Source organism: Chryseobacterium taichungense (assembly GCF_900109935.1).
GTDB lineage: Bacteria > Bacteroidota > Bacteroidia > Flavobacteriales > Weeksellaceae > Chryseobacterium > Chryseobacterium taichungense.
Genome location: NZ_FOBV01000004.1, coordinates 97,813 through 116,673, shown reverse-complemented (window position 1 = coordinate 116,673; position 18,861 = coordinate 97,813). Strand labels below are relative to the sequence as shown.

17 protein-coding genes are annotated in these 18,861 nt (G+C 35.3%); 10 read left to right on the top strand and 7 right to left on the bottom strand.

Features of this window, described 5'->3' with window-relative positions; genetic code table 11:
* Positions 1 to 73 precede the first annotated feature (73 nt).
* On the bottom strand, positions 74 to 559 hold the full coding sequence (locus BMW64_RS09840; RefSeq protein ID WP_089999816.1) for a hypothetical protein: 486 nt from the start codon (positions 557 to 559) through the stop codon (positions 74 to 76).
* Between the two features lie 17 nt (positions 560 to 576).
* Positions 577 to 1,731, bottom strand: a complete 1,155-nt coding sequence (locus tag BMW64_RS09835) for a hypothetical protein (RefSeq protein WP_089999815.1) — start codon at positions 1,729 to 1,731, stop codon at positions 577 to 579.
* Between the two features lie 97 nt (positions 1,732 to 1,828).
* Here BMW64_RS09835 and folE point away from each other — a divergent pair, with 97 nt between their 5' ends.
* The 8 genes from folE (at position 1,829) to BMW64_RS09795 (ending at position 11,359) form a co-directional block, all read left to right on the top strand.
* Positions 1,829 to 2,494, top strand: a complete 666-nt coding sequence (gene folE / locus BMW64_RS09830) for a GTP cyclohydrolase I FolE (RefSeq protein ID WP_089999814.1) — start codon at positions 1,829 to 1,831, stop codon at positions 2,492 to 2,494.
* 25 nt (positions 2,495 to 2,519) lie between these two features.
* A complete protein-coding gene (locus BMW64_RS09825; protein ID WP_228400905.1) occupies positions 2,520 to 3,158 on the top strand; it encodes a putative polyvalent protein kinase domain-containing protein in 639 nt (212 codons plus the stop codon).
* A 134-nt stretch (positions 3,159 to 3,292) separates the two neighbouring features.
* Positions 3,293 to 4,759, top strand: coding sequence for a cysteine--tRNA ligase (gene cysS / locus BMW64_RS09820; protein ID WP_089999813.1), 1,467 nt, complete (start codon positions 3,293 to 3,295; stop codon positions 4,757 to 4,759).
* 249 nt (positions 4,760 to 5,008) lie between these two features.
* A complete protein-coding gene (locus BMW64_RS09815) occupies positions 5,009 to 6,175 on the top strand; it encodes a T9SS type A sorting domain-containing protein (protein ID WP_089999812.1) in 1,167 nt (388 codons plus the stop codon).
* A gap of 123 nt (positions 6,176 to 6,298) precedes the next feature.
* Complete coding sequence (locus BMW64_RS09810) at positions 6,299 to 8,950, top strand: 4-alpha-glucanotransferase (RefSeq protein WP_089999811.1); 2,652 nt, start codon at positions 6,299 to 6,301, stop codon at positions 8,948 to 8,950.
* Between the two features lie 137 nt (positions 8,951 to 9,087).
* Positions 9,088 to 10,089: a hypothetical protein gene (locus BMW64_RS09805; RefSeq protein WP_089999810.1), complete on the top strand. Its 1,002-nt coding sequence runs from the start codon at positions 9,088 to 9,090 to the stop codon at positions 10,087 to 10,089.
* 180 nt (positions 10,090 to 10,269) lie between these two features.
* Positions 10,270 to 10,725, top strand: coding sequence for a Spy/CpxP family protein refolding chaperone (locus BMW64_RS09800; protein ID WP_089999809.1), 456 nt, complete (start codon positions 10,270 to 10,272; stop codon positions 10,723 to 10,725).
* Between the two features lie 124 nt (positions 10,726 to 10,849).
* Positions 10,850 to 11,359: a ferritin gene (locus BMW64_RS09795; RefSeq protein ID WP_089999808.1), complete on the top strand. Its 510-nt coding sequence runs from the start codon at positions 10,850 to 10,852 to the stop codon at positions 11,357 to 11,359.
* 127 nt (positions 11,360 to 11,486) lie between these two features.
* On the opposite strand, the gene BMW64_RS09790 is transcribed toward BMW64_RS09795, so the two are convergent.
* Complete coding sequence (locus BMW64_RS09790) at positions 11,487 to 14,627, bottom strand: UvrD-helicase domain-containing protein (RefSeq protein ID WP_089999807.1); 3,141 nt, start codon at positions 14,625 to 14,627, stop codon at positions 11,487 to 11,489.
* A gap of 181 nt (positions 14,628 to 14,808) precedes the next feature.
* Here BMW64_RS09790 and BMW64_RS09785 point away from each other — a divergent pair, with 181 nt between their 5' ends.
* On the top strand, positions 14,809 to 15,546 hold the full coding sequence (locus BMW64_RS09785) for a carboxypeptidase-like regulatory domain-containing protein (RefSeq protein ID WP_089999806.1): 738 nt from the start codon (positions 14,809 to 14,811) through the stop codon (positions 15,544 to 15,546).
* 24 nt (positions 15,547 to 15,570) lie between these two features.
* Positions 15,571 to 16,344 carry a carboxypeptidase-like regulatory domain-containing protein gene (locus BMW64_RS09780; protein WP_089999805.1) on the top strand — a complete coding sequence of 258 codons (774 nt, stop codon included), beginning with the start codon at positions 15,571 to 15,573 and terminating at the stop codon, positions 16,342 to 16,344.
* A 23-nt stretch (positions 16,345 to 16,367) separates the two neighbouring features.
* On the opposite strand, the gene BMW64_RS09775 is transcribed toward BMW64_RS09780, so the two are convergent.
* The 4 genes from BMW64_RS09775 to BMW64_RS09760 all read right to left on the bottom strand — a co-directional run bounded on the left by BMW64_RS09775 (position 16,368) and on the right by BMW64_RS09760 (position 18,681).
* On the bottom strand, positions 16,368 to 16,880 hold the full coding sequence (locus BMW64_RS09775) for a GNAT family N-acetyltransferase (RefSeq protein WP_089999804.1): 513 nt from the start codon (positions 16,878 to 16,880) through the stop codon (positions 16,368 to 16,370).
* 2 nt (positions 16,881 to 16,882) lie between these two features.
* The gene (locus tag BMW64_RS09770; RefSeq protein ID WP_029297636.1) at positions 16,883 to 17,104 is read right to left on the bottom strand and encodes a PspC family transcriptional regulator; all 222 of its coding nucleotides are present in this window, start codon (positions 17,102 to 17,104) and stop codon (positions 16,883 to 16,885) included.
* 1 nt (position 17,105) lies between these two features.
* The gene (locus tag BMW64_RS09765) at positions 17,106 to 18,371 is read right to left on the bottom strand and encodes a DUF2851 family protein (RefSeq protein ID WP_089999803.1); all 1,266 of its coding nucleotides are present in this window, start codon (positions 18,369 to 18,371) and stop codon (positions 17,106 to 17,108) included.
* Between the two features lie 79 nt (positions 18,372 to 18,450).
* Positions 18,451 to 18,681 (bottom strand): hypothetical protein, encoded by a 231-nt coding sequence (locus BMW64_RS09760; protein ID WP_089999802.1) that lies wholly within the window; start codon positions 18,679 to 18,681, stop codon positions 18,451 to 18,453.
* Between the last annotated feature and the right edge of the window lie 180 nt (positions 18,682 to 18,861).

The window sequence follows — 18,861 nt, the reverse complement described above, 5'->3', positions numbered from 1 at the left end:
AGAGCCTTGTCGGATGATAAGGCTTTCTTATTTTCTAATTTAGGCTTCGGCGGCAAAGCCGCCGAAGCCTAAATTAAATCTCATTCTGATATTGTAATAATCTGTCAAATACACTTTTGGTAGTTGGCTTAGAAGAATCCAGGTTAAAAATAAACATTCCACTTTCGATATTGAAAAAATATTTCTTAGTCTGATCTTCTATGGAAAACCACTTCAGGAGACCGTTGACAATATTGATGTCTTCCCATTTTATACTGCTTTCGTTCATAGGAAAAATGTGAGGATTCTGATGTAAGGTATCTGTAAAATGGATATTTCTACCCTCCACATATAAAATTCCACTACCCTGAAAAGCTTTCAGTTTAAAAAACTCATTTTGGGCATTTCCCATATTATAACGGACAAAAGCATAATACTCAGGTGTGCCGATCTGTGCCAGTAAAGCCTGCTGTTTCTTTTTCCGGCTTTTTGCAGCAATATAAGCAATCAGGAAAATAAGTGCCGGAATTGAAAAAATAATGATTAGAAAGAAAATAATTAAAACAATAACTGAGCTCATAAAATATTATTTTGAAATTATAGTGTCGGATGCCTTTCAAATTCTTTATTCCTGTCAAAAAGATATCGATATGTTGCCAGCTTTCTGGTTACTGTAGTATCAAGATTTTCTGCAATCTTAATCATTTTAGGATTAAAATCTCCGATCCACTGCATCTCAGTTACTTTAAAATCAGTGTGTTTTCTTAAATGCTGTGTGCCTTCCCAGATCATATATCCTTCGATACCCTTTTTTTGCCATTCGGGAATGACTCCAAAAACAAGGCCAACCATTTTTTCATTCTTCTTAAATTTTTTAACCCATAAAAACTTAAGCTTTTCAAAAAGACCGAATTTCCCGTTCAGATATTTAAACCACTGATTAAGATCAGGAAGATTCATCCACATGGCAATCGGCTTTTCTTTTTCGTAGACGAACCAGGAAATGTGATCATTCAGAATCGGTTTCATTTTTTTGAACATTCTCAAAACTTTAGATTCCGTTATATGTTTTCCTTCTCCGTGTGCTGCCCAGGCTTTATTGTAGATTTCGGTAAAATCCTGTGCGAATTTTTTCAGGTTATTTTTTTTCATCGGCTTTGCCGTAAGATCCGGATTTCGACTGTGTTTAGCATGCATAACAGTAAAAACACGGGACACGTCCGCAAAAATCGGTCTCGAAAAACAAAGCTGTTCAAAATAGACTTTGAAGCCATAATTTTCAAAAAGGTCTTTATAGTAGGGAAAATTATAATTCATCCCATATAGAGGCTGTGCAAAACCATCAATCAACACACCCCAGAATTTATCACGTTCTCCAAAGTTGATCGATCCATCCATGGCTTCCATCCCTCTTTCTTGGAGCCATTTTTTACAATAATTGAAAATAAAATCTGCGGTTTGCTGATCGTTTATACAATCGAAAAAACCAATTCCTCCTGTCGGTTGCTGCTGCTTGTAAAGATTGTTGACAAAAACAGCTACCTTTCCTACAGTTTCTTTTTCTTTATTTTTAAATAAAAATCTTGCGCATTCTCCGTTTTTAAAAAACTTATTTTTTTCGGGATTAAAAATTTCCTCAATGTCTTTATCCAAAGGCCTTACATAGTTTGTGTCATGGTGATAAAGTCTCACCGGAAATTCTAAAAATTCCCTTTTTTGGGATTCGTTTTTTACTTCTTCAGCAATAATCATAACGTAAAATGATGGTGGAGATGAAAGATAATGTTTTTCGCCCAAATTAAATATGACGAACAGATTTTATCCGTATTTTTGTGCAAATTAAATAAAAATGGTTGATTTTACTGATAACGACGATGATATTTTCACTGGAAAAGAACATACGCCTATAAGGAAAGATGCTTTTGATAAATCGCCAGAAGAGAAGATAGAAAAAATTACAGAGCTCTTTGGAGAAATCATGGAAACATTAGGATTAGATATGACTGATGATTCATTGAAAGACTCTCCGAGACGGGTTGCCAAGATGTATGTAAATGAAATTTTCGGAGGCCTCCTTCCTGAAAACAAACCGGGAATTTCCACTTTTTCGAATAAATATAAATACCGCCAGATGCTGGTGGAAAAAGATATTACAGTATATTCATTCTGTGAACACCACTTTCTGCCTATTATCGGGAGGGCACACGTTGCTTACATTTCAAATGGAGAAGTGATCGGTCTGTCTAAAATCAACAGAATTGTCGATTATTATGCGAAAAGACCGCAGGTTCAGGAAAGACTTACAATGCAGATTGTGGATGCTTTAAAAGAGGCTTTAGGTACAAAAGATGTTGCCTGTATCATTGACGCAAAGCATCTTTGCGTAAACTGCAGAGGAATAAAAGATACAGCGAGTTCTACCATTACGGCAGAATTGAGCGGTATTTTCAGGACCAATCCGATTACAAGACAGGAATTTCTTCATTATGTGGGAAGCCATGCAAAATTGGATTAAATGAAAAAATGTATTATTTTTAACAATGTTAAATGACATTAAATATGAACTCCAATATATCCTTTCAGGAAAGAGCGAAGTTAAGTATGGAAGTATTATCCAAACAGTCACCGGTTACCTTGGAAGAAGCAAAGAAACAGGCGGGTTGGCTTCAAAAGGAAAGTCTTTCAAAAGTCAAGAAGAAATAAAATTAGTTGATTGGATCAATAGAAATAACTTTTGGTATGATGCAATAGATTTTAGTTTATTTGTGTCTGAAGGTGCTGAACAAAAAGTCTATTTAAAGGATGAAAATTTTGTTTTAAAATTAAATGATTCGATATATTATGAATCATGGCTGGATTACTTTTATAATCTCCTTCTGAATAATTACTTTTTTCCTGATACAGCATATGAATTGATTGGATTTCATATGAATTCAAATATCTTATATGCAGTTGTAAAACAAAGGTTTGTAAAGGTAGATCAGTTAACGGATCTTGCTGAGGTTAAGATTTTCCTAGGTAATAACGGATTTGAAAATACAAGAAATAATGATTATTATAATCCTGATCTGGGAATTATTCTGGAAGATTTACATGACGAAAATGTTCTTACACAAAAGGGAATCTTATATTTCATTGATACTGTCTTTTACTTAAAATCTGATGTATTCTGGAAATAAAATTTAATAATGATAAAATTTAAAAAAATCTCAGATAAAATATTTATCACGACAATTATTTGTTGTGAAAGATTTATCTTGAATTAAATTTTAAAAATCATTTATCAATCATTAATTATCACTTATAAAGAATCATGCAATTAAAAATATACAACTCGCTTACCAGCGAAAAAGAAATATTTAAACCCATTTTAGAAGGAAATGTTGGAATGTATGTTTGCGGACCAACCGTTTACAGCAATGTGCATTTAGGAAATGTCAGAACCTTTCTTTCCTTTGATTTTATTTACAGAAGTTTAATGCATCTTGGCTATAAAGTAAGATATGTAAGAAATATCACCGATGCAGGTCACCTTACTGATGATGGTGATGTAAACAACGACCGTTTTGTAAAACAGACCCGTCTCGAAAAGCTGGAACCCATGGAAATCGTTCAGAAATATACTGTGGATTTTCATAAAGTGCTGGATCTGTTTAATTTGTTGCCTCCAAATATTGAGCCGACTGCAACCGGTCATATTGTAGAGCAGATCGAATTGACCCAAAAGCTAATCGAAAGAGGATTCGCTTACGAAAGCAATGGTTCTGTGTATTTTGATGTGCTGGAATACAACAGAAGAGGTTTAAACTACGGTGAGCTTTCCAAAAGAAATATTGAAGAACTTTTTGCCAATACCCGCGATCTGGACGGACAGGGAGAAAAGAAAAATCCACAGGATTTCGCCCTTTGGAAAAAAGCTTCTCCGGCACATATTATGCGATGGAATTCCCCTTGGGGAGAAGGCTTCCCGGGATGGCACCTGGAGTGTACCGCAATGAGCACGAAATATTTAGGTGAAACTTTCGACATTCATGGCGGAGGAATGGATCTTAAATTTCCACACCACGAATGTGAAATCGCACAGGGAAAAGCCTGCAATGATGCCGCTCCGGTAAATTACTGGATGCATGCGAATATGCTGACGATGAATTCTCAGCGTATGAGTAAGTCTACGGGGAATTATATTTTACCGATGCAGTTAGTTACTGGTGAAAATGATTTCTTTGAAAAGCCTTTCCATCCGTCGATTGTACGTTTTTGCTTCCTGCAGGCTCATTACAGAAGTGTGCTGGATATTTCCAATGATGCGATGCTGGCCAGTGAAAAAGGTTTCATCAGATTAATGGAAGCTATTAAAGTTTTACATAATATTACTCCAAACGACGAAAAAGAATCAGCTTTCAGTCTGGAGGAATGGAAAAATAAAGCATATGATGCTCTAACAGATGATTTTAATTCACCTGTTTTAATTGCGCATTTATTTGAAGCGGTAAAATATATCTTTGCTTTGAATGATAATAAGGAAACGATTTCAACGAAAGACTTAGAGGAATTAAAATCTACATTGAATGCATTTGTTTTCGATGTTTTAGGGCTTCAGAATATTGAAGAAAATAATAATGAAAAACTTGATCAGACATTAAAGGTTTTAATCGAATTAAGAAATCAGGCGAGAAAATCAAAAAATTTCGAACTTTCAGATCAGATTCGTGACAAGCTTCTTGCCGAAGGCATCGAATTGAAAGACGGAAGAGATGGAACTTCTTATGTTTTAAATTAAAATTCTAAAAATATTGGTATACAAACTCTCACAATTTTTGTGGGAGTTTTTTTATGCGCAAATGTCATTCTGAATGAAGCAAAAGCGAAATGAAGAATCTCATATATAATTGCATGAGATTCTTCCTTCGTCAGAATGACAGAGATTCCTTTTCAAAATTTTTTATTAACCTCAAAAATTTTTTAAAATTCAATTCAAAAATTTGTAACTTAGTCATAATAAAATGATTAAAAATTAAATTTATATACTATGAAAAAACATCTATTCCCTTTATTTCTGCTTTTAATCGGTGCCAATGCATCTGCACAACAGGATTTTTTTGCGCTTGTCGGTAAAGACACTCCGAATATTGTGTTTAATGATTTCCGTGCTATTGATTTAGCAAATGGAAATTCCGGGGAGAAGATTTTTACGGCAGATACTTCTGCAAAAGTCTTTTCACAAACAAGAAACGGTTTGGTAACCGAAGATAAGAATGCCTATAACAATGCTCAGGCTATGAATATGGCCACCCTTGCTTATGATGCTTCCAATAACAATCTTGTGTACATACCCATGTTTTCGTCGAATATTTATGTGTTGAACGCAAAATCCAAGGAAATTACTTTGATTGAAAATAATGTAGCCAGAGTGAGTTCCTGTGATATTAATTCTCACTTTACAAGAATGGCAACGGGGTATGATGGGAATATTTATGCAGTCAACAATTCTGGGACGCAATTCCTGAAAATCAGCAGAATAGGAAGTCAATATGTTGTAAGTGATTTGGGAATCATTACTGATGATGCTTCCAACGGCAAAAATTCTTTCACTACGATTGAAACGGGTTTCGGAGGTGATATGATTGCCGATGCAGATAATAATTTCTATATTTTTTCGGCTTCCGGAAATGTATTTAAAGTTTCAACAAAAGACTTAAAAGCAAAGTTTGTAGGTAAAATTTCAGGCATTCCGGATAATTACTCCGTGAATGGATCTGCTGTGAATTCTAACGGAAAAGTGGTGATCGCCAGTGCAAAGGGTGCTGCTTTATATGAAGTCGATCTTAATACTTTGCAGGCAGTACAGCTTCCAGGTCAGGAGAATTTGCATATTTATGATTTAGCCAGTAAATATTTTGCTAATGACAAAGCGGTATTAAACAATGTTTTTGCTAATCTCGATATCTATCCGACAAGAGTAGATGAAAAATTGATCAACATTAATGTCAATGACAAATCGGTAAAAGGAAATATTAAACTCAATATTTTTGACCTGTCAGGAAAAAATGTAATGGATCAGAATTTATCAGTGAAAAATGGCTCTTTAAATCAACAGGTTTATCTGAAGAATCTCGTGAACGGTGCTTATCTGGTTAATATTACCGACGATTCCGGAAAAGTATTGCTTAACAAAAAAATTATTGTAACGAAATAAGCCTTTATTTTTAATAAAATTTAAACCTTTTCAAAATATTTTGAGAAGGTTTTTTAATGAATATTTGATATTCAATAAGTTTTATTTTTCAATATTATGATGTATTTTTATAAAAAAATGTAAATGAAGCTATATTTTAATGTAGGTTACAGTACAAAAGTCGGAGAACGGCTTCAGTTGGTTATTAGCGAAGAAGATGCTGTATCACAGGTTCATCCGATGTTTTATACAGAAAATGGTCTTTGGAAATGTGAAGTTGATTATTTTTCAAAATTTATTTCTTATCAGTATCAGCTTGTAGATGACAGGGGAAATATCCTGCGCGAAGAATTTGTTCCGCATCGTCTGAACTTTCCTCATAATTATAAAGAATTCGTCATTTTTGATCATTGGAACAATAAAAATTTCCCCGAAAATTACCTGAATAACAAAATTCTTTACAATAAACTGAATACATTTAAACCTGAAAAAATATCAGTTTTAAAAAAGCATACTCATTTATTCAGAATTGAGGCGCCAATCTACAATACAAACTGGGCCATTGTGCTATTCGGGAGCACAGCTTCTCTTGGGAACTGGGACTATGAAAAAGCAATTCATTTATCACAAACCGATTTTGGCGTGTGGGAAGCGTCCGTTGAAATTCCTGAAAATGAATTTATTCAGTATAAATATTGTCTCTATGATAAGCAGACCGGAAAGATTGTAGATGTAGAAGCAGGTGAGAACCGCTTTGCGTCACCGAATTCCTCCAGAGATGTTCTGCAGATCGTTTCAGATCATTATTTTAAATTTAAACTGTATCAGATGTATCACGATGCAGGGGTTGCCGTTCCTATTTTTTCCCTCAGGACAGATGACGGCTTCGGTGTCGGAGAGTTTTCTGATCTGAAAAAACTGGCGGACTGGGCAAATGAAACCAATCTTGGAATCATTCAGATTCTACCGATTAATGATACTACTGCAAATTATACATGGACGGATTCTTATCCATACGCAGCGGTTTCTGTTTATGCACTTCACCCGCAGTATATTTCACTTGAAAATCTTGATTTCCCTTTACCTGAAAGTTTTACTGCGGAATATGAAAATGAAAAATCTGAATTAAATTCCCTCGAGCTGATTGATTATGAAAAAATGATCTCCGGTAAATGGAAATACCTGAAAGCGGTTTTTAATGAAGATAAAGATAAAATTTACAAAGACAGGAACTTTAAAAAGTTTATCAAAGACAATGAATCCTGGCTTATTCCTTATTCTGCGTTCTGTGTTTTAAGGGATAAATATAAAACACCTAATTTCAACGAATGGAAAACGCACAAAAAATACATAGCCGGGAAAATTGCACCTTTCTTCAATGCCAAAAGTAAAGATTATGATGCTTCAATGCTTCATGCGTGGGTACAGTATCAGCTTCACAAGCAATTGAAAGAAGCCATTGATTATACTCATCATCTTGGTGTTTCGGTAAAGGGTGACTTGCCAATCGGAATTTACCGATATTCCGTAGAAGCATGGACAGAGCCTGAGTTATTCGGAATGGATTTCCAAGCAGGTGCACCACCGGATCAGTTTACAGAGCTTGGCCAAAACTGGGAATTCCCGACCTACAACTGGGAAGCCATGAAAGCCGATGATTATAAATGGTGGAAAAACAGGTTTAAAGCATTGGAACAGTATTTTGATGCGATGAGAATTGACCATATTTTAGGATTTTTCAGAATCTGGAGAATGCCGATTTCAGCGATACAGGGAATTCTTGGCTATTTTTATCCTGCTGTGCCGGTGACATTGGAAGAATTCGGCGCATGGCATATTCCGTTTAATTTTGACAGATATTGCAAGCCATTTATCAATGATCAGATTTTGTGGAAATATTTCGGAGAAGACAGAGAAAAAGCACTTGAATTTATCAACAACAATCATGACGGAACCTATTCTTTTAAAGAGGAATTCAATACGCAGAGAAAGTTATCTGATTTCTTTAAGAAAAATCCGCGAGGTCCAATAGAAGAACAGTTGATTTCGCTTTGTGCCAATGTTTTATTCTTAATTGAAGAGAGAAACGGGCAGGTTGTTTATCATCCAAGATTCAACGTATATCATACGGATTCTTATCATTATCTTTCGGATTGGGAAAAGAAAGTAATTTATGATCTGTACCACGATTATTTCTTTAAAAGACAGGATCATCTATGGTATGAAAAAGCAATGGAAAAACTTCCTGTAATTCTGAATGCGACCAAAATGCTGATCTGCGGTGAAGATTTGGGACTTGTTCCGGATTGTGTTCCCGCTGTAATGGATGAACTGGCGATCGTCGCTTTGAAAGTTCAGAGAATGCCTTCTGATAATATTCCTTTTTACAATCCTAAAAATGCGGGTTATCTGAACGTAGTAACTGCCTCTTCCCATGACAGCTCCACACTCAGACAATGGTGGAAAGAAAATCCTGAGCTTACCCAGCAGTATTTCAATCTTCAGCTGATTCAGTTTGGGCAGGCGCCTGCAGATCTGGATCCGCATCTTGCCGAAATCATCATGAAGCAGCATTTATACAACGATGCCATGCTGGCTATATTCCCGATACAGGAATTTTTAGCCACTGATAAAGAGCTGGCAAACGCAGAAATGGATAATGAAAGAATCAATAATCCTGCGGTCTTCCCGCATTACTGGAGGTACCGTATGCATCTTAAACTTGAGGACCTTAAAGACAAAGCAGATTTCAATAAAAAGATTTCCGATTGGGTAAAAGAAAGTGGAAGGTTATAAATTTAACATTTGATTTTCAATTATTTAATATAAAATTAAAAGAAGTTTTATCGTAAGATTTAACTTCTTTTTTCGATTTATATCAAAAAGGTAGAATAAGAAATTCGACTATTATTAACCAATTAACGACTATAAAAATGAAAAAAATATTGATCGGTTTTGCTTTGAGCCTCGGAATGTTTTCCTTTGCTCAGCAGTATCCAAACAACGGTTGGGAGGATGACGGATATTATCAGAATGACGGAGGCTATTACAGTGATGAAGATGATCAGAACTATTTCCCGGATGACTATTATTATAATTATCCTCAGGACTATTATCCACAGGATTATTACCAGACTAATTACAACGATTACAGAAACAGTATCGTTAATATCAACTGGAATGTTTTCTTTACTCAAAACAGGCTAAGTCCATGGCAGATTGATCAGATTATAAGATTAAACAATCTCTATGTAAGCTTTTCATCATGGAATAGATTCTACCGATACAATCCGGACAGATGGTACTATGACAGATTCTACGCGTTACAGAGAATTATGGGACCGAGAGTTTTTGTAGTTTTTCAGAATAATTATTACAGAGGATATAGCCCGGTAGTTTATTTCCAGAATTACAGAAGAACGCATTATGCAGCAATCTGCAGACCGATGCCAAGATACAGAAACGTAAACATCAATATCTACAGGGTCGACAGAGCGAAGTTCAGAAGAATGGATAATCCGACTTTCAAAATCGTAAGATCCGACAGACCAAATAATGGTTTCAGAGGTCCTGTAAGAGATGGTAATAATGGAAGCTTCCGTGGCCAGGCAGATAAAAGAAGCAATGACAATTCCGGTTTCAGAAGTGATAATAATGCACCGAGAAATAACGGAGGATTTAGGGGAAATAATAATCCCGAAATCAGAAATAATGGAGGATTCCGTAATGAAAGAGCTGAAAACAATGGAAATCGTGGAGGCGGATTCAGAGGTGGGGAAATGAGAAGAGAAGAGGCCCCGAGAAGAGAAAATAATGGTGGTTTCAGAAATGAAGGAGGTTTTAGAAGAAGTGAAAATTCAGCGCCGAAACAGCAGAATAATGGAGGTGAAAGAAAAGGCAACGGCGGTTTCAGAAACGGATTTGCAAAGAATTAATTTTCATATATTATATTTAAGTGGTGTGAAGGGCAGGTTTTTTTAATCTGCTCTTTTTTTTATAATCATTATTGACAAATTGATATTTAATTTTAACAAAATTTATGAAATTTACATTTTAACTTTTGTTTTAACCAATAATCAAAAAGGTATAAAAGAAATAATTAAAGATTTTAGAATATGAAAAAATTAGTATTAGCAGCAGCATTTGTCGGATTTGGAAGTTTTGCAATAGCACAACAAACCACTACTCCTCAGGACAGACAAGCAAGAAAAGCTGAGATGCAACAGAAGTTTCAGCAAAAGGAACAAGAGCACTTAGCAGAAATGCAGAAAGATTTAAACCTGAACCAAGCTCAGGTCGACAAAATCAAAGCGCTGCAGGATAAAAGAAAAGCAGAAATGAAAGCCGACTTTGAAAAAAATAAGGGCGAAAGACAGGCAAGAATGGAAGAGATGAAAGCTAAAAGAGCACAAATGGATGCCGATATGAAACAGATTCTGACGCCTCAGCAATATGATAAATGGCAGGCTGACAGAAAAGCTAAAATGGAACAAAGAAGAATGGCAATGAAAGAGAGAGGAGCGAAAATGCATAAGCCAATGAATACGGTAGCTCCGGATGCAACGAAGTAGTTTATAATTTTGATTTTTTAATGTGTTAGAGGGTGGAATTTATTCCACCCTTTTTCCATTAATTCTATTAAAACTTTTGATTTCGGGGTTTTATTCCCTAATTTTGACCGTAAATTTATTACTTATGGTTAGCGAGAAAATTGCGAAATTACTTAACGAACAAATAGCTCACGAACAATACGCTGCTCAATATTACCTGTCTATGTCTGCATGGTTTTCAGGAAAAGACCTGGACGGAATTGCCAACTATTTCAGAGTACAGAGCAAAGAGGAATTGATGCACGCCGATAAAATGTTTGATTATCTTAATGACGTAGGAGGGGAAATCATCATTGGTGAAATACCAAAGCCACCTCACGAATTTTTAGGAGCAATCGATATTTTCGAAAGAGCATTGGAGCATGAAAGAAAAGTAACAAAAAGCATTTTCAATATCGTGAAAAATGCCAATGATGAAGGAGATTTTGCAACGACCTCATTCCTACAGTGGTTCATTAATGAGCAGGTAGAGGAGGAAGCAAGCGCTTCTCAGCTGGTGACAAAAATAAAAATGGTAAGTGATAACCCATCTGCATTGTATCTTTTTGACCAGGAACTTGCACAGAGGGTTTTCAATCCAGATACGACAGCTTAATTTTTTCTAGCATAAAACAGTTTCGGCGGCACCAAAGGTGCCGCCGAAACTTTATCTCTTAACCACGGTGAAGTTCTAAAATCTACTTATGGAAATCTATGATTCAGTTAAGAAATTGAGATCCATCTTACAGATAAATAAGTTGTGTGTTCAATACCTTTCTTCCCAGCTTTTCAAGAATATTTTTATAATTTTCGATCTGGCGTTCATTTTTCGCGGATTCTTCCCCTGTCTTAAAATCAACAATAATATAACCTTCGTCGCTCTTTAAAATACGGTCAGGTCTATACACTCTGTTTTCTCCATTTTCCGAAATCATAATATCTTTTTCATTAATCACTTCCCATTTTTCATCGAAAAATTCGCTGTGTGTATCTACGATTTTTTCCAGCTCCTGCTTTATCGTATGGCTTTCCTCAATGGTGATTTGGCCTTCAAGAATGTAGCATTCCAGAACTTTAGGGATGTCTTTTTGGGTATTGATCTGTGATAAAAGCTCGTGCACAAAAAGACCAATCCTCACTTTTTCATTTCTGACCTGATAATTTTTAGATGGCGTTGCAATTTTGATCGAAGTTGTATTCTCGCTGATATTTTTTAGGACATGGATGTCTTTGGTTTTAAAAGAAGTGGTTTTCTCTTTCGAATGTTTTTTCAACTGTTCAGGATTCACTTCATAAAGATCAAACTCATCAAGATTCTCAGTATTTTTCGACTGTAGAAATTCCAGCAATTCCAGATTATTGGAGGTTTTATTAGCTTTTTGAATATAAAAGAACAGCTGTTCTACGGGACGGGTGGTGGCAACATATTGCAGGCAAAGCCGGTCTACAAAATTTTTGTAGGAATTTTGCTTGTTAAATTTCTGAATCTCTTCATCGTAAATTTCCAGATTTTTGTTGAACTGATTAATATTGACCGACTTTAGAGCAGTATCCTGTGAGGTTTCAAACCAGTTGGTAAATTCAGCATCGCGGTTCTTATTCATCATCGGAATAAAAACAATAGGAAATTCAAGACCTTTCGCTTTATGAATCGTCATGATCTGCACCGCATCAATATTCTCGGAAGCCTGAATCGTATATGAAGAAGCTTCTTCATCCCAATATTTCAAAAATTCTTTTGTGCTGGCACCTGCATTTTGGGTAAAGTTAAACAGCATTTCAAGAAAATTCAACAAAAAGTCAGTCTCCTTATTTTCAACAGAAAATTCATTGATATAGTATTCCACAAAATTGTAGAGATTAAATCTTGGAAAATGGTCCTGCTTAAGCTGTAAGGAATATTTATTTTGAATGAATAGTAAAACCTCCTCGTGAGCATTAATATCAAGAATTTCTTTCATCTCCAACGTGAAATCATTCATATGTATTCTTCCCAGCTGATTCAGGTAATACATCATCATGATCAGATTCGGCTTGTTTTTCGGATTGACTTCCCATTTCAGAAATTCAATGACCGCTTTTAATGTGTTTGAAAGTTCCAGGGTAAGTCCTTTATCAGAAATGGTTTTGATATTGGTTTCTTCACCTTTATAAAAAACTTTCAGATTTCCCAGCTTTTGAGAATAGCTGAAAATATCGAAGTTTCCACGGCAGAGAATGGTAATGTCAGAAAATTTAAAGCCGTTATCCAGACTTTCCTGGATATCTTTACGCATTCTTTCCGAAGTGTCATTGTAAAAATCGTCATTGGTGAGATTCTCAATCAGATTAACTTTCACCCGGCCTTCCATTGAAGATTTAGGACTTTGTTCCGCATCTGTTCCGAAAATATTTTTGTGCTCTTCTTCCAGAATTTCAGAATGAAATCGGTACAGATCATTATTGAAACGGACAATATTCTGAGCACTGCGCCAATTGTCTTTTAATACGAGAAGCTCTGCTTCTTTAGGCGAAATTTCTTTTTTGTTAATAATATCAAGCATCAACTTGCTTTCTCCTCCACGGAAACGGTAAATACTCTGTTTTGGATCACCAACCAATGTGAATGAAGTATTTTCCGTCGAAATCGAATGATCTCTCAGCGGAAGAAAATTCTGCCACTGCAGTTCGGAGGTATCCTGAAACTCATCAAAAAAATAATGCTGAAACTGCGAACCTACTTTTTCATAAATAAAAGCAGAAGGCTCGTTTCGGAGATTTTCATTGATCAGGATATTGAATTTACTGAGTAAAACAAGATCATTCTCCTGCTCGATTTTCCTCAATTCATCCTGGATGTCTTTATTTACCTTCAGCGGTAAAAGTGCTGATAAAATTTTCTCCTTCTTCTGTGTTTCAATATAAAGAAGAATCAGCTTCATTCTGTTTTCCAGCAATTCATCCAGGATTTCCAAAATGTCTGTTTCCTTGTGTTTCGATTTTGCAGAAGCTCCTTTACGGTAATTGTTCACCACAGATTCTTCTGCGGTAGTAGGAAAAGGAAAGCCAGGACGTTTTTGCTGGTAAAAGTCTAAAACCTTGGTAAAAAATCCGCCGATTCCGTTTTTTCCCTGTGCAAAATCTTCAACCTCAATATTTCTTGATTGGAATAAGTCAATTGATTTTTCTGCAAGTTCAGTTGCTTGTTTTTTATATAATACAATCTCTTTGCGGAGCGTATTTTTTATATTTTCATAATTCGCGCTGTTGAAATCTTTATTGTTTTTAAGATGTTCGTAGTGAATATCTTTTACAAATTCTTTCGCTGAATCATAAAGACTTTTATTTAAATTGATCCTTTCATTATTCTCCAGGCTGTAATCGACATAATCCATGAAAGACTCGGAGATAACTTCATTTTCCCCAATCTGGTCAAGCATTTTGTCGACAGCTTCTATCAGAAAAGGTTCGGCTTCAATTTCGAGGTTGAAGTTTTTTGCTAATCCTAATTCATAAGAGAAACTTCTCACCAACCGTGAATTGAAACGGTCAATCGTTCCGATATTTAGAGTAGAATAGTTATGAAGAACATAATCCAACAACTTTTTAGCGCGGATATGCAGTTCATCAATCGTAATTTTTAATCCTTCCTGCTCAAATGCTTTCTGAATATTCTTAAGATCTCCATTAGTTGCAAAGTCTTCTGAAGAAAAATTTCCAAGCCACGTAAGAATTCTTTCTTTCATTTCATTGGCTGCCTTGTTGGTGAAAGTCAGCGCAAGAATATTCCTGATCGACTGTTGTTGGTTGGGATAGCGGAGACAGATCATCAAAAGACGCTGCACAAGGGCATATGTTTTCCCTGAGCCTGCTGAAGCGTTGATGACTGTGTAAGAATTTTGCATTTTGAGTAGAATTCAATCTGCAAGTTAATTAATTTTTAAATGAAATTTTAACAATTCTGGTTGGTGATTTAACAGTTTTGGAAAGAAAAATCTAAAAGAAATCCTAAAACGAGTTAAGTGTGGTTAAACTTTACGTAATATTTAAAAATAATTTTAGTTTTGCTCTAACAAAAAACTTTCCGTGAAAATTAAACTATTCTTTATTTTATTAACTGTTTTTTTCATCAATACCAAAGCTCAGGATTACATCTTCGGAAAAGTAATTTCTGAAGATAACGCTGAAATTCCTGGCGTAACGGTCATCAATATCAGAACGGACGAAAGGGTTCCTACCAACCGCGACGGTCATTTTATGATCTCCGGGAGAAGCGGCGATGAACTTCGCTTTGTAAAAAACGGATACGAAAGAGCTAACAGGAAAATTACAAATGACAACATCAGTGCGCCGGTTAACATAACGCTTATAAAAGCTGCAACGTTAATCGCAGAAGTTGAAATAAAAAAAGAGATCACAGGAGATATTAAAATTGATTCCAAAAACCTGAATGCACCGCGGAAAGTACAAAAGCTTAAAAATGATCTTGCTATTTATATGTCCCGTAGATCCGATCCTTCCGTTTTGGCACCAAGACCTGGTGAGTTTGTACAGCCGGTCACCAAAGGGGTATTCTCATTCGGAAAAATTAAAGATAAATGGGATGATGTTGACCTGTTAAATTATCTTCAGAATGCTCTTGGAAATGAATTTTTTGAAGAACTTAAAATTGACAAATCTCAGATACAGCATTTTATTCTTTATATTCTGAGAACGGGCTTCGAAAGAAAAAATATTCTGAAATACGGATATGTAACCGAAGCGGATATGAACAGATTTAAAAATGCGGTGCTGAATAGGATTTCCGCATACAAAACTCCATAAATTTGTAGTACAATTTAAAAAGTGATGAAGATAAAACTTTTACTTTTTCTCTTATTTCCGTTTTTAAATATATTTTCGCAGGAAATTGTAAAAGCTACGATCTCCGATGAAGACGGAGTGGTTCTGCCTGCTGTTACCATTATGAATATATCTTCAGATAAAAAAACGTACACCGCTTCAGATGGAACTTTTTCCATAGAAGCTGCACCGGAAGATGAGATCCGTTTTGTGCGTGCAGGATTTGAAAGATCTTCGATACAAGCTAAATATCTTATCAATAAAAATCTGAATATAAAACTGATACGGGTTGCCCAGCCCATTGAAGAGGTTGAGGTTGCCAAAATCACCGGTGACATTGCAAAAGATTCCCGGGCAGTTGCAAAAATTGATAAAGGAAAAATCGTAGAAGATGCCGTAGGACTTCCCGAGCCGAAAGGAAAAATGAGAGAAGAACCGGCTAATGTGAAGCAGGTTCTGTTTCCGATACTTTTAGGAAATCTGAATATCCAGGGATTATATGATCTTATCAGTGGAGATGCCAGAAGAATGAAACGCCAGTACAGATACGACGATCTTCAGGAAGATATTGCATGGGTCAGGGAAAGGGTAGAGGACGATTATTTTACAAAAGAAGGAATTCCCAGAGAAAGAATTTCAGAATTTATCGAGTTTTCTTTTCTGGATAAGCCTCAGACAAGAACTTTTGTAAGAGCTAAAAATTTGACAGGTACTTTATCAAGAATGGATGAATGCTTTCCTGTTTTCTTAAAAAGATTAAAAGAAAGTAATAAAAAGTAAATTCGATGCTTGATAAGAACTTTTTAATGATAAACGATATCGTAAATCTCGTCTTTGATTTCTTTTAAATTTTCAGGGTTGTAGTTAGAGAGCAGCCATAGATCCAACGGTTTTTTACCTTTTCCATAACTTGGCTGTACGTACATCTCATCGATCAGTCGAAAGCCGTTTCTCTGATAGAATGAGTAGCGTCTCGCTGCGTCTTCACCGGAATGTTCAGGTTCTATTTCAAGGATTATTCTTGGATAATTTTCAAAAAGATATTTGGTAATATGTGATCCCAGTTTTTGGCTCCGGAATTTTTCAAATACTTCAAAATGTTCTACAAATGTATAATTACTGAGTTCCCACAGGATGAGGTATCCGATATTTTCAGACTCATGCAACACCGAAATTATTTTTACCTTCGGATGTGAAAATAACGTGGCAAGTTTATCCCAATCTCTTCTTTCATCTTCAGGAAAAGTGGAGCAGTAAGCATCATAAATCTCCTTTACTCTGTAGTCTTCAGAGGATGTAATCTGTAAAAATTCCATAGTTATAGATCAAAAACATTAGGTCGTCTCGTGATAAAAATATCTTTCACCCAAAGTGTAAAGGCCAATCCGAGATAAATTAAAAAGAAGAAACCAGCCGTAGCGAAAGTAGAATAGATAAAGAAAACCCTGAGCTTGGATACGGGAATACCCAATTTTGCGCCGGTTCTGGTAAGGACACCGAACCATTCTCTTTCCATTTTGTGACGGATGTTGTCTAGCATGTTAAGATTCTTTTAAAAGTTTAAATCCAATACCGCAATTTAAGCAATTTTTCTCAACACAGGAATGATTGAAGTGATAAAGCAAACTCTGGCTTTCCAGTGAAGTCGGGATTTCGATTTTTATTTTCTTCCAGCTGTCGATAATGGAATTCTTTTCTGCAGGAAGGCTTTTATAAAAAACAAGCATCTGATCTGCAATTTCTTCGTTGTGATATTTATGGTACGTATATTTCAGCGGCAACACCGTGTTCAGTATAATCAGCTCAATAAAATCTCTGCTGATGACTTTTGGCTGCTCAACACTGGAAATTTTCCCGAAATTGAAATGGTTGTTCCAGTACTCTGAAGCTTTTATATCTTTAAATAAATCGAATAATTCTTCTGTTGATCTTACATGTATGACCCTGGAAAATAAATTCTGATGTTGATGGTATAAATCAGCAAGCTGCGCCAGGCGAATGGTCGGGAAATTGGGCGGACGAAGCCTTAAAAATTTAGGATGAAATTTCAATTCAGATATGTTGAATTTTGCTTTCAGGAAATCAAACTCCCGCTTCCAGATTTTCATTGATTCATCCTGTGGACTTTCCAGCCATCCGGAAATTCCGAATAATAAAGCTTCCAACTGTGTTTTGTTTTGGCTGATTTTAAGGATAATAGTAAAATCAATACTTTCTGCAAGGTGCCTGAAAATATCGGCATTGACTTTCAATCCAAACGAATAGGCAAGACTATGAAACAATACCGCTTCAAAATTGTTTTTAAACTTGTCAAGACTTTTTTCCAGTTCGGCAGATTTCTCATGGAGTTTCTTAAGAACATTTTCTTCATGAAAATGCATCGGAATTTTATCAGAATTAATAATATTCTCACAAGCGATGAACTGGTTTCCGCTCAACAGTTTTTCGTATTTCCAGAGAATATTCTGATCAATGTAGCTTTTTAACTCAAGAGTCGGGACATTTTTATTCTTTAGTTCTTCGATTTCCATGTCGTTGTGATAAACAACATGCAGAATAATATTTTGATAATTGGGATCGTGAGAATGATTATGAAAAATCCAGTCAGAAGCTTTTACGTGAAGCTCTATATGACCGGCCAAAATGATATTATTGATTTTTATTTTTGCCGTTAGAAAATCCGGACCGGAATTGGTATTCCATTTTCCAAAATCTAAAATTTCAATGGGATTTCCTTCAATGTCTCTGAAGTCAAAATGGGTAAAAACCTTATAGTTCCAAAGGTATTGGAGTAATTTTTCTGTCATGAGTGTTTTTTGTGTTGAGCTAATTTAGGGAATTTGTATGATTGACAATAAAAAAAATCTATCTCAATTTGAACGCAATCTATTCATAATATTTTATTTCTCTTACCCATTTATAAAGATCTTTGCCATCTACGTTTTTGATGATCTGGGTCCAGTTTTTATGCTTGTCGAAGGTATATTTGAAAGTAACTACTGTGGGTTTAATATCTTTATCTTCACGTCCGAATTTATCTAAATAGTAAAGTTTTACTATATAATTACCATTATATTCAAATCTTATATCAGACCAAACGTTGTTTTTATAATACATGGTTTGCCTTTCTAACTTTTGATCTTTTGTATAGTTATAAGTTGTGTAGCTGGTTTGGGCATAATCACCGGTTTTTTCCTCTTCAATTATTTTCCCTTTTCCTGATATTTTATAATAATGATACTTTCCATCTTTAATATCCGTACTTTTTGTTAGGTTCCCAAATTCATCATATTCATA

Excerpts from the sequence above, each read along its gene's own strand:
- BMW64_RS09840 (WP_089999816.1), bottom strand. The coding sequence starts at position 559 with ATGAGCTCAGTTATTGTTTTAATTATTTTCTTTCTAATCATTATTTTT.
- BMW64_RS09835 (WP_089999815.1), bottom strand. The coding sequence starts at position 1,731 with ATGATTATTGCTGAAGAAGTAAAAAACGAATCCCAAAAAAGGGAATTT.
- folE (WP_089999814.1), top strand. The coding sequence starts at position 1,829 with ATGGTTGATTTTACTGATAACGACGATGATATTTTCACTGGAAAAGAA.
- BMW64_RS09825 (WP_228400905.1), top strand. The coding sequence starts at position 2,520 with ATGTTAAATGACATTAAATATGAACTCCAATATATCCTTTCAGGAAAG.
- cysS (WP_089999813.1), top strand. The coding sequence starts at position 3,293 with ATGCAATTAAAAATATACAACTCGCTTACCAGCGAAAAAGAAATATTT.
- BMW64_RS09815 (WP_089999812.1), top strand. The coding sequence starts at position 5,009 with ATGAAAAAACATCTATTCCCTTTATTTCTGCTTTTAATCGGTGCCAAT.
- BMW64_RS09810 (WP_089999811.1), top strand. The coding sequence starts at position 6,299 with ATGAAGCTATATTTTAATGTAGGTTACAGTACAAAAGTCGGAGAACGG.
- BMW64_RS09805 (WP_089999810.1), top strand. The coding sequence starts at position 9,088 with ATGAAAAAAATATTGATCGGTTTTGCTTTGAGCCTCGGAATGTTTTCC.
- BMW64_RS09800 (WP_089999809.1), top strand. The coding sequence starts at position 10,270 with ATGAAAAAATTAGTATTAGCAGCAGCATTTGTCGGATTTGGAAGTTTT.
- BMW64_RS09795 (WP_089999808.1), top strand. The coding sequence starts at position 10,850 with ATGGTTAGCGAGAAAATTGCGAAATTACTTAACGAACAAATAGCTCAC.
- BMW64_RS09790 (WP_089999807.1), bottom strand. The coding sequence starts at position 14,627 with ATGCAAAATTCTTACACAGTCATCAACGCTTCAGCAGGCTCAGGGAAA.
- BMW64_RS09780 (WP_089999805.1), top strand. The coding sequence starts at position 15,571 with ATGAAGATAAAACTTTTACTTTTTCTCTTATTTCCGTTTTTAAATATA.
- BMW64_RS09775 (WP_089999804.1), bottom strand. The coding sequence starts at position 16,880 with ATGGAATTTTTACAGATTACATCCTCTGAAGACTACAGAGTAAAGGAG.
- BMW64_RS09770 (WP_029297636.1), bottom strand. The coding sequence starts at position 17,104 with ATGCTAGACAACATCCGTCACAAAATGGAAAGAGAATGGTTCGGTGTC.
- BMW64_RS09765 (WP_089999803.1), bottom strand. The coding sequence starts at position 18,371 with ATGACAGAAAAATTACTCCAATACCTTTGGAACTATAAGGTTTTTACC.
- BMW64_RS09760 (WP_089999802.1), bottom strand. The coding sequence starts at position 18,681 with ATGTATTATAAAAACAACGTTTGGTCTGATATAAGATTTGAATATAAT.